The following is a 14,130-nucleotide window of genomic DNA, read 5'->3' on the forward strand; positions in this document are numbered from 1 at the left end:
CCAAGGGGCGTTTCGCGCCATCGGTGGCTGTCAGCGGCGGTGCCCGACTCTCGGCGGGTGGCCACGCTGAATACGCGCCGAAGAGTCAGGGTCTTCCCAGCACCTCCTCGACCTGCCTCCGGGCGCGGTCATCCCCACCGGTGAGGAACCTGGCGCGGATCTTCTTCGGCGCGGCCGCACCGTGCCCCACACGCTGATGGCGCGACCGTCGCCTTCTGCGGGTTTCGGACAACGAGTGAACCGCTGTGCGGACCGGGGTGGGAGCCGCCCTCTCGCTCCTGGTGCGCTCGCCGGTCCGGCTGCGGCACCGGTGCGGGTCATGGTGCGTCTTCGAAGCGGGCGCGCGGACAGGTGTGCGCCACGGGTCAGATCCAGGCCCGCCGTTCCCGGCCGCGGGGGTCGTCGACCTGGGTCCACTCGGCGTCGATACGCATCGTGGCCCGGCGCTCGCCGTCGTAAGGGTCCCACCCGGGGTCGCCGGTCCTGGCGAACCGGATCCAGGTCTCGTGCACGCGGGTGGCCAGGTCCGCGGGGGGCCTGCCGAGGCCCAGCAGGCCGCCTGGACCGTGCAACCGCTGTAGATGCGCGAGGTCGAAGACGAAGGGGAGCTCCACCGCGTGGGTGGCGCCGAGTTCCCCGTCCAGGGCGTCGGAGCGCCACGCGAACTCGTAGCGGAAGGTGGCGGATGCGGGGTGGGAGGCATGGGCGCCGGCCAGGGCCCAGCTGCCGGCGCCGAACAGCGCGTCGCCCATGATGGCGGACCGCAGCTCACCGAAGGAGGCCTGGGGGCGTTCCCTCCGGTAGGTCTGGACGAGCTGCGCCGGATCCGGGTGCGAGCGCGCCGCGGCCGCGTCGACGTCGGATGCGGTCGAGGTGGAATAGCCGCCCACGGGGGCCAGGTAGAGGTTCCCCTCCTCGGTGTTGGTCCCGACGAGCAGGTCGACGTCTGCGCTGAGTCCGGCGAGGACGGATTCGGCGGGCTGCGTGTCGAGGACCAGGCTGAAGGGGCTGAGCCCGATCAGCGGGTCGCGGTGCGTCTCGGTCCGCAGGTCGATGCCCGAGAGCCGGGAAGCGGCCTTGACCAGGCGGTCGTCGGAGATCTCCGAGAAGGCGCCGACATGGGGCCGAACGCGCAGGAGTTCGGCCGCGGCGTCGGTGACGCGGGCGGCCTGCTCGGTCGTGAACGCCCCCAGTCCGCTGCCGCTCTGGACGATCGCCCGCTGGAAGAGGCCCGTGGCCTCGGGGGTGGCAAGGACGCCACTGACGATGGTCGCCCCGGCCGACTGGCCGAAGAGGGTGACGTTGTGCGGATCACCGCCGAAGGCGGCGGCGTTCTCGCGGACCCAGCGCAGCGCGGCGACGACATCGAGCAGGCCACGGTTGGCGGGCGCTCCGGGAATGTCGAGGAACCCGGCGATGCCGAGCCGGTAGTTCAGGGTGACGAGGACGACGCCGTCGCGGGCGAAGCCGCTGCCGTCGTACATCGCGGAGCGTGTCGAGCCGGCGACGAATCCCCCGCCGTGGACGAACACCATGACGGGCAGGCCGCCGTCCATGGTCGCGGGCGTCCAGACGTTGACGGTGAGGTAGTCGTCCCCGTAGCTCCAACCGTCGCCGAAATAGGGGGACATGTCCACGCTGCCGAGCCTGCGCTCGGACTGCGGCGCGTTGGGTCCCGGCATGGTGGCGTCCCGGATGCCGTCCCAGGGCTCGTGCGGCCGCGGCCGCGTGAATCGGTCGGCACCGAGGGGAGGGGCGGCGTACGGGACGCTCAGGAAGGCGATGGTGCCGTCCTGGCGTCGGCCGCGGACCGCTCCCCGCGCGGTGGTCACGACGGAGTCGGGGTGGTGGTTCACAGACATGCCTTTCCGCTGGCCTCAGCCCTGCCCGGTGTACGGGGCGAAGGGGGCCCAGCCCTTGATGGCGAACTTGTCTCCGTCGCGCACCACTTCGGCGGCGCCGTGGCCGCCCAGGTGCGCGGGGATCACGAGTGCGTTGTCGTCGACCGCCCGGCCCAGAACCTGGCGGCGGGTGGCGCGGGCCTCCGCGGGGTTCTCGCAGAAGCAGCTGTTGGCGTCCGGTTCGAGGATCTGCACCGGGTTGTGCAACAGGTCGCCGACGAACACGGCTCGGTCCGTTCCGGAGGCGAGGGTCAGTACGGAGGAGCCGGGAGTGTGCCCGGGAGCCGCGTCCAAGCGCAGGTCGGCGTCGATCTGGTGGCTGGTCTCCCACAGCAGCGTTTGTCCGGCCTCGTGCACGGGCGCCACGCTGTCCTCGAAGACGTTCTGGTTGCCACGGCCGAGCAGTGGCTTGTGGCCGTTCTCGGGGTTCCAGAAGTCGAAGTCGTTTTTCGGCATCAGATACGTGGCGTTGGGGAAGGTGGGAACCCAGCTCCGACCATCCAGGTACGTGTTCCAGCCGACGTGGTCGATGTGGAGATGTGTGTTGATCACGATGTCCACGTCTTCGGGTGCGACGCCGATCCGGGCGAGATCGGCCAGGAAGCCGGTTTCGAGACGACTCCAGACGGGGGCGTACGGGCGCTCCTTGTGATTGCCCACACCGGTGTCGACGAGAATGGTCTTGCCCCCACTACGGAGCACCCAGGTCTGGATCGCCGAGTTCACGATATCGGTCTCGGAATCCAGAAAATGCGGACTCAGCCAGGAGGCGCCGTCGTCCCACACTCCCTTGGGGATTTCCGGAAAGAAGGTGGCGGGTGTCATTTCCACGGAGCCGAAGTACTCCCAGACCCGAGTAATGGTGATGTTGCCGAGTTGGATTTGTTCCATGCGGAGTCCCAGAGAATTCGGTGGCTTTCCCGGAACCATACGGGTGCCTCTGGTGTACGCGGTATCCGTCACGTGACTGCACCCGCGCACGCCCCCGAACGCCGGCTTCGCTGCTTGTAGCCTGGGTGGGCCAAGGCAGGGCGGCGCCGACCGAGGAGCCACGATTCCTGGAGACCCAGTGGGCGAGCACACAGGCGGCCCCGGTGCGATCACGAGGCCGGGACCGGACCTGGGGGAACTGATCGTCGGCCGGGACGCGGAACTGGCCCGCCTCTTTCGCGCGGTGGACCCGGCGTCGACCGACCAGGTTCTGGTGCTGGTCGGTGACCCGGGCATGGGGAAGAGCGCGCTGTTGGACTCCGCGGCGCGTCGGGCCGAAGCGAGCGGCGCCCGCGTTCTGCGCGCCGAGGGGCGCGAGTCGGAATCGACCCTGGCGTTCTCCGCGCTGCAGCAGTTGCTTCGGCCTGTATCGGCCGAGGTGGACGGGCTTCCGGAGAGGCAGCGCACGGCGATACGCGACGCCTTCGGCGCGGGGCCGGCCACGGCGGAACCCGACCTCATGCTCATCGGGGTCGCCGTTCTGAGCCTGCTCTCGGCCCTGGGCGACCAGCATCCCGTGCTCGTGGTGCTGGACGACGCGCAGTGGTTCGACCGTGCTTCCCTGGACACGCTGTCCTTCGCCGCCAGACGGCTGGAAGGCGAACCGGTCACGATGCTGATCGGAGCCCGCGCCGGCGATCACCTGCCGGGGCTCGACCGCCACCGGCCCACGCTCACCCTGGGAGCGCTCGACAACGCCGCCGCCAACCGGCTGCTGGACCTGCAGCCGAGGAGCCCCGCCGGGCGGACCAGAACACGGATCCTCGACCAGGCCGGCGGCAACCCGCTGGCGCTGACCGAATTGACGAGGGCGTCCGCCGCACACGACGCGGCCGCGGGGCCGCCGTCCTCGGGCCCGCTCCCGCTCACCGACCACCTGGAGCGGGTCTTCGCAGCCCGTCTGAACGAACTCCCCGCCTCCACCAGGTGGGCCTTGCTGCTCCTGGCCGCCATGGACAGCGTCGACTCCGCGATCGCCGCCTCGGTCGGGCTGCCGCACGCCGAGGACGACACATGGCCGCCCGCCGAGCGGGCCGGGCTGGTCCGGCGAACCGGTCGGGACGTCCGGTTCCGCCATCCGCTGGTCCGGTCCGCCGCGTACCACGCCGCGTCCCCCGCCTCCCAGCGCGAGGCCCACCTCGTACTCGCCGAGGTACTGCGGGACGAACCGGATCGGCGCGCCTGGCACCTCGCCGCCGCGTGCCCGGGTCCCGACGCGGCCGTGTCGGCGGGGTTGGAGCGGACCGCCGGTCGGGCCCGCCGTCGCGGCGGCTACGAGGCGGCGGTCAGGGCCCTGCAACGCGCCGCCGAACTCGCACCGCGGCGCGAGGACAGGGCCAGGCTGCTGGTCGAAGCGGCCACTGCGGCCGTGTTCACCGGCGATCTCTCCTGGGTCGAGGAACTGGCTGCCGCGGCACGCGCGCACACCGACGACACGTCGCTGCTGGCATCCATCACCGTGCAGGTCGGACGGCTGGCGGCGCTGACCCTCCGCCACACCGTGGTCTTCTCCCGACTGATCCATTCCGCCGAGCAGTCGGCGGTCTCGCAGCCCGCCACCGCGCTGGACCTCCTGGCCAATGCCGCCGTAGTCCGCTTCTACTCCGGAGAGGACACCCAACGGCACCGCGTCCAGGCCGTCCTGAGGCGGCTCCCCGGGGACGCGTCACACGCGTGGCTGCGCACCTGGGTGAGGGCCGTGTCGGATCCCTTCGACGACAGGGCCGAACTCCTCTCCCGGCTTCCGCAGTTGGACTCCGAGGCGGAGGACCGACCCGACCGGCTCGCCGCTTTCGCGGTCATGGCATGGCTCCTGGACGAGACCCCACAGGCCGTCCGCGCCTTCGACGAGGCGTTCGACCGCTGGAAGCTGCAGGGGCCGCTGCCGGAGGGCCTGGGAGGCGCGGCCGCCTGGAGCTATGTGGAACAAGGACGATGGGGACAGGCCCGTGAGGTCTGCGCCCGCACCACCGCTATCGGATCGACGGCCGGCCTTGACCACGCCGTGGCGTGCGCGGCCGCGGTGGATGCCACCGTGCTGGCCTACCAGGGGGATACGGCGGCGGCCCGGGCCCGGATCGAAGACGTGTTCGCCCTGATCGATCCGATGGAGAGCCGCTCCGTGTCCGTCTACGCCCGTCGTGCGCTCGGTGCCGCGGCGGTCGCGGAAGGCGCGTACGAGACGGCGTACGACCAGCTCCGCATGGTCTTCACCGCAGATGGCGCGCCAGTGCACTATCACGCCTCCTACCCGGCCCTCGCGGATCTGGCCGCTGCCGCTGTGCGCAGTGGCCGACGCGCGGAGGCTGCCGTGATCGTCGAGCGTTCCGCACGCGCGCTCGCAGACAGCGCCTCGCCCCGCCTGCGCGCGCTGATCAACCGGGCCCGTGCCCTCTTGGCGGCCCCCGAGGACGCCGAGCCGCACTTCCGGGCGGCCCTGGCGGACCCCCGGCTGGAGCGCTGGCCCTTCGAGCGCGCCCAGACCCTGCTGGACCTCGCCGAATGGCTGCGGCGCCGTCGGCGCGTCACCGAGGCGCGAGGGCCGCTCACCGAGGCTCTGCAGACCTTCCGGCGCCTGGGCGCGCGTCCGTGGATCGAGCGCGCCCGGTCCGAATCGCGTGCCGCCGGCCTCGACGTCACGGACTCGACCCCCGACGCGCTCTCCCGCCTCTCCCCGCAACAGCAGCAGATCGTCAGGCTCGCCGCCCGCGGGCTGACCAACCGGGAGATCAGCGAGAAGCTCTTCCTCTCTCCGCGCACGGTCGGCTCACACCTCTACCGCAGCTTCCCCAAGCTGGGCGTCACAGCCCGCTCCCAACTGCGCGACCTCGTCGAGAACGCCCTCCCGACGACCGGCCACCAGGAATAGGGCACGCCCGGCAGGAGGACCGGGCCGGTGGTTCCCGGCTTCACGCGGTCCCGCCTTCCTCGCGGCCGGACGGGAACGGCCGATTGCGGGATGGGAACGGAAAACCGTGGTGGCCGTGAAAGCAGCGTCGCCGAGGGACCGGTTTGTCGGAGCTTCGAGTCCTCCCGGGCTCACATCAGCGGGGTGTGGCCTCCGTGGCTGAGGTCGTCGGCTATGCCCGTCGCGCCGCTGTCCGGGGACCCTCCGACCACGGGGCGGGACAGCAGGTTCATCTCGGGGAGGTCGCGGACGTGGTCCAGGCCGTAGCCGAGGCGGACCAGGGCCACGGCGAGCCACGGGGCGGCCGGGCCGGACCAGCGGAGCGGTTCGCAGTCCTCGAACAGCTGCACCACGTTCCACTGTCCCAGGAACGGCTGGATCTGCATCATCGCCGAGTGGTACCACGACAGCCACCGGACGCCGTCGACCAGGGCCAGGAGCCGCTGGTCGGTCAGGTAGACGGTGACGCGCTGGAACTCGCGCCATTGCGGGGCGGCCATCGCCTGCGCCCGGGAGCGGGCCACCGAGTTGCCGATGGCCTGCCCGGCGAGTCCGGCGGCGACGAACAGCGGGGAGCCGAAGTAGAAGCCGGAGCTCTGCGAGTAGGTGACGTTCTGACCGTAGAAGCGGGAGTAGTCGAGGACGAGCTCGGCGTGGGCGACCTCCCCGGCGTTGAGGCGCACCGGGACGGCGGGGAGTGTGGGGAGGGGGAAACCGTCGAGAAGCGCCTCCCGGAACCGGACCGCCTGCTCCCAGCCCTGGCTCCACATCGCGTCCTGCCCGTCGGCCGGCATGAGGACCTCCACTCGCACACGTCCCAGAACGAACTGCTTCCGGCCCGGTCGAGGCCCGGCCAATGACACGGTATTGCACGACAGCCGGTGGCGCGTGGATCGCGGACGGTGCGGGGCCGCCTCGTGGCGGACGCCCGGCCCCGCGGGTGCGGGACCGGGCGTCCGCCGGGGTCAGCGGCGGCGTTTCCGCCGCCCTGTCCTCAGGTGGGCTGCCACGGGGTGCCCGTATGGTCCGTGATGTCCTCGGACGCCGTCTGGCGCAGTTTGCGCGCCAGGTCCGACAGCGCGCGCGACACCGCCAACTCGTCGCCGATCTCCGGCACGTCGGTGTCGGAGGGGTGCTTGCGCGCCATTCCGTGGCCGCGCAGGCCCGCCCGCTCCTTCGCCGCGACCGTCGCCTCGGCCATGGTCCGAACGGAGTCCTCCTCGGCCTCCTCCGTCACCACGATGTCGACGGTCCACCGCTTCATGGTGTGGACGGGCCGAAGTTCCCCGTAGCCGCCGGGCTCCGACGACTCCTGCCGTGCGGAGGGCACCACCCCGCCGGTCTCGATGTGGGCGTCGGGTCCCGGGTACACCAGGGCCTCGTGGCCGTCCTCCAGCCAGCGCACCCGGTAGGGCGGCCCCCCTTCGGGCCCCTGCACCGAGACCACCACGCCCTCGCGGCGGTGCATGTCATCGCGGGCCCTCTCGACGATGATCCGGTCTCCAATGCGAGCTCTCATCGGCCTTCCCCCTGTTCGCCGACACGCTCCTGGCACTTCCCACGATCGCAAAACCAGGCCCCTCGCAGCAACCCCCTCCGGTCGGAAAAGCGCTGGTGAACGGCGTTGAAGCGCGGAAAGTCAGCTCCTGGAGGCCTTGGGCGCAACCAGTTCCCGGAGCTCCCCCGGCAGATGCTCCACCGCCTGGTCGACGGCCCCGCTCGCGATGTGCTCGCGCAGGACCCGGGTGATGATCTCCACCGCCTTCGGCACGTCCCCGTCCCGCACGTTGGCGTCCCGGGCGAACCGCCGCACGTACTCGTCGCGCGTCATCTTGTGCGGGAGCCCCGCGGGGTGCCACCCCTCGTAGAACACCCCCCGTAGCAGGGTCGGCAGCTGGGCGGCGAAGTGCGCCGAGGTGTCCACGGTGAGCCGGTCCCGCAGCGTGTGCAGGTAGGCGCGGAGCATCCGGTAGGCGATGCGGCGGTCGTCGGTCGCGAACCCCGCGCAGATGTCGGCGAGCCACTTGTTGGACTTGTGGATGCTGCTGTCGAGGCTGTCGATGTGCGTGAACGACATGGGAACCCCCGTGGTCGGTGGTCGGGCGGCGCCGTCGGAACCGCTGGGACCGGTTGGGTCAACGCTGCCGACCACTACCCGGACGTGCGGCCTTCTCCCATCGGACGGGAACCGGAACCGTGCGAACCCCCTGGTCAGCGGCTCGAACGCGGGGCCGGGCCGGTGCGGCCGGTGGTTCCGGCCGCTCAGCGCGCGTGGGCGGCGCGGGTGAGCCGGTCGCGCACGGCGGTCCCGATCCCCGACGGCGCGGGCGGGACCGCGACGACCACGTCGGCCCCCAGGGCGTCGGCGTCGCGCAGCCGCTGGTAGAGCAGCCGGGCGTAGCCCTCGGGGCTGCCGACCGGGGGCAGCACGACGGCCTCCTCCGGCAGGCCGCCGGGCGCCTCCTCGGCGAGGACGGCCACGCGGCGGCCGTCCTTCACCCAGGACGAGGCCGTGTCGGGGGCGTCGGCCGCTTCGGCGAGGACGACCCGGGCGGCGGGCGCGTAGTGCGACGGCAGCATGCCCGGGGCGCGGGCCGGGCCGCCGGCTCCGGCCTCCACGGCCAGCCCGGTGACGGCCTCGACGTCCCGCGCGGTGACGGCCCCGGTCCGCAGCACGGTGAGGCGCTCGTCGAGGACCTCGACGATGGTCGACTCCACGCCGACGCCGCACCGGCCCCCGTCCAGGACGAGGTCGACCCGGGCGCCCAGGTCGGCGGCGACGTGCCCGGCGGTGGTGGGGCTGACCCGCCCGAACCGGTTGGCCGACGGCGCGGCGACCCCGCCCCCGAAGCGTTCGAGCAGGTCCAGGGCGACCGGCTGGTCGGGAACGCGCAGGCCGACCGTGGGCCGCCCGCCGGTCACCGCGTCGGGGACCCGGCCCGACCGCGGCAGGACCAGGGTCAGCGGTCCGGGCCAGAAGGCGTCGGCGAGGGCGCGGGCGGCCGGGGGGAAGTGTCCGGCCCAGTCGAGGGCGCTCCCGGTGTCGGCCACGTGCACGATCAGGGGGTGATCGGCGGGCCGCCCCTTCGCGGCGAAGATCCGCCGGACCGCGTCCGGGCTCGAGGCGTCGGCGCCCAGTCCGTACACGGTCTCGGTGGGGAAGGCGACGAGCCCGCCGTCGCGGAGCACGCCCGCGGCGGTGTCGAGGGCCTCCGCCGACGCGGGCAGCACCCGCGGCCGCCCCGCCTCACCGTCGCCGCCCATCGCCCCTCCTCGTTCGCCCCGCGTCAAGACCGCCCACCATGCTATTGCCTCCGGAGCGGACCCCACGGACCCCACGGGCCCGGCCGGGCCCTTGTTAGGGTTGCCCGGATCGTCAGCCGCTCCCCGAGCGGCATCCGATGCGAGAAGGAGGACCCGTGGACGTGACGGTGACCGACGCACCCGGGAACAAGCGGTACGAGGCGCGCACCGGGAAGGGGGAGCTCGCCGGGTTCGCCGAGTACACGCTGACCGACGAGCTGATCGTCTTCACCCACACGGTGGTGGACCCGGCCTTCGAGGGCAAGGGGGTGGGCGGGACCCTGGTCCGGGGCGCGTTGGACGACGTGCGTCCGCGCGGGCTGGCGGTCCTTCCGCTGTGCCCCTTCGTCAAGGGCTGGATCCAGCGGCACCCCGAGTACACCGACCTGGTGTACCAGGCCAGGGAGAGCAGGGTCACCGACTAGGGAACCCCCGGAGGGCGGGTGCCGGGGCCGCGCCCACGATGTCCGTTCCTCCCGGTGATCTTGACCTTTTCGGGGCCTCGACCGCCTCTGAGACCCCGAAAAGGTCAAGATCACCGGAGAGGGCGCCAGGAAACGGAGACCTTCCCGCAGCCCGGGGCAGTGGGGGCTACCGGGGCGGGATCAGCCCGGATTCGCGTACGACGAGCCGGGTCGGGACCGAGCACGCCCGGTGGGGCGGGTCGTCGCCCGCGATCCGGCCGAAGAGCAGCCGGGCGGCGGTCGCGCCGATCTCGGGGACGTCCTGGGCGACCACGGTGACCTTGGGGGAGAGCAGGTCGGCCAGGGGGAAGTCGTCGAAGCCCACGACCGCGACCTCGCGCTGGCGGCCCAACCCCTGCAGGGCGGTGACCGCCCCGATCGTGACCAGGTTCTGGCTGGTGAACAGTGCCGTGGGCGGCGCGTCGCCGGACAGCAGGGCGGTGGTGGCCGCTGCCGCGGCGCCCGTGGCCGACAGGCCCTGGACGACCAGCCGGGGGTCGACGGCCAGCCCCAGGTCACGCATGGCGCCGGTGTACCCGCGCAGCCGGTCGGCGGCCGTCGGGATCGAGGGGTGGTCGCCGAGGTAGGCGATCCGCTCGTGCCCGTTGTCGGCCAGGTGCAGGACGGCGTCGCGCGCGCCCTCGGCGTTGGTGGACAGCACGTGGTCGGCAGACAGTCCGCGCGGCGCGCGGTCGACGAAGACGACGGGCGTCCCGGCGCGCACCTCGCGGTTCAGGTATCCGTGGTCCCGGGTGGCCGGGGCGATGATGATCCCGTCCACCCGGCGCAGCGTCGAGGCGCGGACCAGCGCGAGTTCGCGGTTCCCGTCCTCCTCCAGGCTGCCCGCGAAGACCAGTGTGCCGTGCCGGTGGGCGACGTCCTCGACGGCCCGGTTCAGCGTGGCGGAGAACGGGTTGGCCAGGTCCTCCAGCAGCAGCGCGATCTGCCCGGTCACGCCGTCGGAGCGGCGCAGGCTGCTCGCGGCCAGGTTCGGCTGGAAGTCGAGCCGCTCGATCGCCCGGGAGACCTTCTCGCGCAGGTCCGCGGACACGGCGTCGCCGCCGTTGATGACGCGTGAGACGCTCTTGACGCTGACCCCGGCCAGCGCCGCGACGTCGCGCATCGTGGCACGGCGCACCGGGGAGCGGCCGGTGGGGCGCGGCCCTGAGGGGGGCGGGCCGCCCGTCGGCAGTTCTCGCATCCTGGACCCATCCCGTACGACGACCGGACCCCGGCGCGGCCGGGGCGGCGCGCGTCGAGGGCCCCTCCATTGTGCCGGGCGCCGGAAAACGCGGGGACCGCCCCGGGGCGCGGGGGACGCCGCGCCCCGGGGCGGTCCGGAGTGGAAGGCGGTCCGCGACGGGGGAGCACCGCACCGCCGCGGACCACCGCTCAATGGGGCGGACCGGTCGGGGTCACCCGGCCCCGAACAGCTCGTCGTGGGCCGCGAACGCCGTGGCGATCTCGACCTGGGACCAGAACCGGTGGCGCTCCAGGATCGGGGCCTCCACGTTCTCCGGGTCGTTCAGGTGCGCCTCGACCTCGGGCCACAGCGGGTCGTCCTCGTAGAACGACCGGATGGACAGGAAGGTGGCGCCCGGCTCGATGGCGTCCCCGTTCGGCATGGTGCCGGAGAAGCCCTCGGGGACGTAGAGGCCCTCCTCGCCGTCCCACGGGTCGTCCATGCGGTCCCAGCCCGGCTGCTCCGGGGTGGCGATGCCGATGGCGTCCTGGTGGGCGAGCAGGGCGTCGAGCAGGCCCTCGCCGGTGGCCAGCGCCCCGGTGTCGCCGGAGCGCTCGGAGTAGTACAGCAGGGTCTTGGCCAGGGAGGCGGCCACCCCGACGTCCTGGCTCCGCGTCGCGACCTCCACGTGCAGGTCCGGGTTGCCCGTGTAGGTGCCGTTCCAGGTGTCGGGCTGGCCGGACCACTCCAGGTCAGAGGGGACCCGGAAGTCGGCGCCGCCGCCGTCGGCGTCGACGTCGGTGTGCTCGACGGCCCATGGGACCCACTTGTCGAGGATGGCCTCGGCGCGCGGGTCGCCGGTCACCTGGTACAGCTGGGCGACGCGCTCCATGTTCCACACCTGGAAGCCGAACCAGTTGTTGGACGGCGGGTCGTTCCAGACCGGCTGCCAGTCGTAGTACATGCCGTAGAACTGGGACAGGCCCGACGGCGGGGTGCCGTAGCCGCCGCCCCAGCTGTTGGTGGCGCCTCCGGCGAGGCCGCCCTCGGCGGACTGGAGCCACTGCAGGAACTCGAGCTGGCGGTCGAAGCTGGTCGACCAGTCGTCGACACCGGTCGGGGACTCCGGCTGGAGCTCGGGGACCTGCGAGAGCGCGTAGGCCGCGAGCACGTTCTGGTAGCCCTGGTGCGACGCGCTGGACCCGATGCGGAACGCCCATGGAGCGGACGTGTCGAGCGCGCCGCCCCAGGCGTAGTACCAGGACATCAGGTAGTGCGCGCTGTCCTTGCCGCTGCCCCCGGGGCAGGCGGTGGCGCCGACGCAGTCGCCGATCTCCTTGAAGTACTTGTCGAACATCGCGTAGCGCAGGTAGTCACCCATCTTGGCGGCGTTGTCGACCATGCCCGCGACCTCGGCCTCGTTGCCCTGCTCCTCGGCCCACTGCTGCGCCCAGAACATCACCTGGACGGCGCGCGCGTCGGCGTCGGGGGCGTTGGTGTAGCGCCACTGCTCGGCGTAGCCCTCGTCGTCGGTGAACAGTTCGAGGTAGCCGTTGGTGTCGCCGAAGGAGAAGTCCTCGCACGAGGGGTGCGGGACGGTCTCCCAGACCGACTCGCGGGAGCCGCGCTGGTAGCTGTTCATGTAGGCGGGGGCGTCGTCGGTGCCGTCGCCGCAGAACCCGAACCCGTAGACGTTGTCCACGTCCAGCAGCCAGTGCATGCCGTAGACCTCGTCGGTGCCGTAGGTGCTGCTGAGCTCGTCGGCGATGGGGTCGCTGCCGGTGGGGACGCCGGGGTCCAGCGCCGAGGGGTAGCCGTCGGAGTTCGGGTGCTCGGGGATGTAGGTCGCCGGGGAGTCCGGGTTGTAGGCGCCGTTGGTGGGCTGGTCCGCGGTGCCGGGGATGATGAAGGCCTCCATCGACTCCCAGGCGTCCCGCAGGGGGCCCCAGTCGCCGGTGACCCGGCCGTAGTACGCCTCGAGCCACAGATAGTAGCTGAAGGCCTCGGAGGTGGTCTGGTGGCCGTGGTCGGGGGCCTCGACGACCATGGTCTCCACCGAGTGGTAGGGGACCAGGAGCCCGTCGAAGTCGCGGAAGTAGCCGCTGGCGGGGTCCTTGATCTTCTCGTACTGCTCCAGGAACGCCTCGTCGTAGGCGGAGGTGGACTCGTCGATCTCGCGCACCGTGACCTCGGCGGGGTCGTGGCCGGGCGCGCTGACGGTGAAGACCGCCTCGGCCAGGTCTCCGCCGTTGGCCGCGGAGGCGATGGTGACCGCCTGCGGCTCGTCCCAGTTGCCGGAGGTGAACTCCAGTTCGGCGCCGTCCGAGACGCTCAGGTCCGCGCTTCCGGACGCCCGTTCGACCTCGGCGGTGACGGTGCCCGAGGGCGGGTTGGAGAGGATGACCTCGAAGTCGGTGCTCTCGCCCCGGCGCACGCGCGTGGTGGAGGGCGACGCGAGGACGGCGGGGGAGTCCAGCACCTGGATGTCGACGGGGGACGAGACGGTGCTCGCGTCCTCGTCGTCGTAGGCGGTCGCGGTCAGCGAGTACGGCCCGGCGGCGGCGCCGTCCCAGGCGAGGGAGTAGGGCGCGGTCGTGTCGGTGCCCAGGACCTCGCCGTCGGCCGCGAATTCCACGCGGTCGACGCCGCCGTCGGGGTCCGAGGCGTCGGCGGCCAGATCGACGGTGTCGCCGACCAGGAAGGACGTCCCGTCGGCGGGGGAGGTCAGGGAGACCTCGGGCGCGGTGTTCTCGCCCGGAGGGCCGCCGCAGGCGGCGCCGTTGACGGTGAAGCTCGTCGGCGCGTCGTTGGACCCGCTGTAGGCGCCCTGGAAGCCGAACGACACGCTGGAGCCCGGCGCGATGGTGGAGTTCCAGGAGGGGTGCCGGACGGTGACGTCGGCGCCGCTCTGAGCGAACACGCCGTTCCAGCCGTTGGTGACCTGCTGGTTGCCGGGGAAGGTCCAGCCGACCGACCAGTCGGGGATCGGGTCGCCGCCCTCGTTGGTCACCGTGATGTCGGCGGTGAAGCCGCTGCCCCAGTCGTTGGAGTCGTCGTAGTCGACGGAGCAGGCGACGGCGGCGTGCGCGGTGCCGGGCGACAGCAGGGCGGCGGCCAGGGCCGCCGCGAGCGTGCCCGGGAGCAGCGTTCGCCGGCGTCGGGGGAGGAGCGCTGAGCGTTTCATGGTTAGGGACAACCTCCGGGTTTCCCGGTCCCGATACCGCCGTGCCGGCTCTGCGGGCACGCCGAGGATCGGCGCGGTGGTGCTTGGGGGGACCGCGTCGTCACAGAAAGCGGTGTGAGCGTGGGCGTGGGCTTCTCGGGGTTGTCCCGATGGCCGCGGCCGGGCGGGGACGGCGTCCGGGGCGCCGGGGCCGGCGT

Annotated in this window: 10 protein-coding genes; 2 read left to right on the forward strand and 8 right to left on the reverse strand. The window is 72.5% G+C overall.

All coding sequences use genetic code 11. The annotated features are described in order from the left end of the window. Positions 1–365: 365 nt before the first annotated feature. Positions 366–1,862, reverse strand: coding sequence for a carboxylesterase/lipase family protein (locus tag EV190_RS20840; RefSeq protein WP_208113274.1), 1,497 nt, complete (start codon positions 1,860–1,862; stop codon positions 366–368). A gap of 15 nt (positions 1,863–1,877) precedes the next feature. Next, positions 1,878–2,864 carry an MBL fold metallo-hydrolase gene (locus EV190_RS20845; RefSeq protein WP_243742707.1) on the reverse strand — a complete coding sequence of 329 codons (987 nt, stop codon included), beginning with the start codon at positions 2,862–2,864 and terminating at the stop codon, positions 1,878–1,880. 106 nt (positions 2,865–2,970) lie between these two features. On the opposite strand from EV190_RS20845, the gene EV190_RS20850 reads away from it, so the two are divergent. Next, positions 2,971–5,760, forward strand: coding sequence for a helix-turn-helix transcriptional regulator (locus EV190_RS20850; RefSeq protein WP_133743291.1), 2,790 nt, complete (start codon positions 2,971–2,973; stop codon positions 5,758–5,760). Positions 5,761–5,930: 170 nt separating this feature from the next. On the opposite strand, the gene EV190_RS20855 is transcribed toward EV190_RS20850, so the two are convergent. From EV190_RS20855 to EV190_RS20870, 4 genes are all read right to left on the reverse strand, one after another. Next, positions 5,931–6,611, reverse strand: coding sequence for a hypothetical protein (locus EV190_RS20855; RefSeq protein WP_243742708.1), 681 nt, complete (start codon positions 6,609–6,611; stop codon positions 5,931–5,933). A gap of 182 nt (positions 6,612–6,793) precedes the next feature. Then, positions 6,794–7,318, reverse strand: a complete 525-nt coding sequence (locus EV190_RS20860; protein WP_133743292.1) for a dsRBD fold-containing protein — start codon at positions 7,316–7,318, stop codon at positions 6,794–6,796. A 120-nt stretch (positions 7,319–7,438) separates the two neighbouring features. Further along, positions 7,439–7,876 (reverse strand): DUF2267 domain-containing protein, encoded by a 438-nt coding sequence (locus EV190_RS20865; protein ID WP_133743293.1) that lies wholly within the window; start codon positions 7,874–7,876, stop codon positions 7,439–7,441. A gap of 185 nt (positions 7,877–8,061) precedes the next feature. Next, complete coding sequence (locus EV190_RS20870) at positions 8,062–9,063, reverse strand: L-threonylcarbamoyladenylate synthase (protein ID WP_133743294.1); 1,002 nt, start codon at positions 9,061–9,063, stop codon at positions 8,062–8,064. Between the two features lie 155 nt (positions 9,064–9,218). On the opposite strand from EV190_RS20870, the gene EV190_RS20875 reads away from it, so the two are divergent. Further along, positions 9,219–9,527: a GNAT family N-acetyltransferase gene (locus EV190_RS20875; RefSeq protein WP_394345543.1), complete on the forward strand. Its 309-nt coding sequence runs from the start codon at positions 9,219–9,221 to the stop codon at positions 9,525–9,527. A 166-nt stretch (positions 9,528–9,693) separates the two neighbouring features. Here EV190_RS20875 and EV190_RS20880 read toward each other — a convergent pair whose 3' ends face one another. Together EV190_RS20880 and EV190_RS20885 are read right to left on the reverse strand one after the other, a co-directional pair. After that, complete coding sequence (locus tag EV190_RS20880; RefSeq protein WP_208113275.1) at positions 9,694–10,689, reverse strand: LacI family DNA-binding transcriptional regulator; 996 nt, start codon at positions 10,687–10,689, stop codon at positions 9,694–9,696. A 292-nt stretch (positions 10,690–10,981) separates the two neighbouring features. Beyond that, positions 10,982–13,933 carry a glycoside hydrolase family 48 protein gene (locus tag EV190_RS20885; RefSeq protein ID WP_133743297.1) on the reverse strand — a complete coding sequence of 984 codons (2,952 nt, stop codon included), beginning with the start codon at positions 13,931–13,933 and terminating at the stop codon, positions 10,982–10,984. Positions 13,934–14,130 lie beyond the last annotated feature (197 nt).

The organism is Actinorugispora endophytica, assembly GCF_004363075.1.
Lineage (GTDB): Bacteria > Actinomycetota > Actinomycetes > Streptosporangiales > Streptosporangiaceae > Actinorugispora > Actinorugispora endophytica.

Coding starts and splice junctions, on each gene's coding strand:
- EV190_RS20840 (WP_208113274.1), bottom strand. CDS start 1,862: ATGTCTGTGAACCACCACCCCGACTCCGTCGTGACCACCGCGCGGGGA.
- EV190_RS20860 (WP_133743292.1), bottom strand. CDS start 7,318: ATGAGAGCTCGCATTGGAGACCGGATCATCGTCGAGAGGGCCCGCGAT.
- EV190_RS20865 (WP_133743293.1), bottom strand. CDS start 7,876: ATGTCGTTCACGCACATCGACAGCCTCGACAGCAGCATCCACAAGTCC.
- EV190_RS20870 (WP_133743294.1), bottom strand. CDS start 9,063: ATGGGCGGCGACGGTGAGGCGGGGCGGCCGCGGGTGCTGCCCGCGTCG.
- EV190_RS20880 (WP_208113275.1), bottom strand. CDS start 10,689: ATGCGCGACGTCGCGGCGCTGGCCGGGGTCAGCGTCAAGAGCGTCTCA.
- EV190_RS20885 (WP_133743297.1), bottom strand. CDS start 13,933: ATGAAACGCTCAGCGCTCCTCCCCCGACGCCGGCGAACGCTGCTCCCG.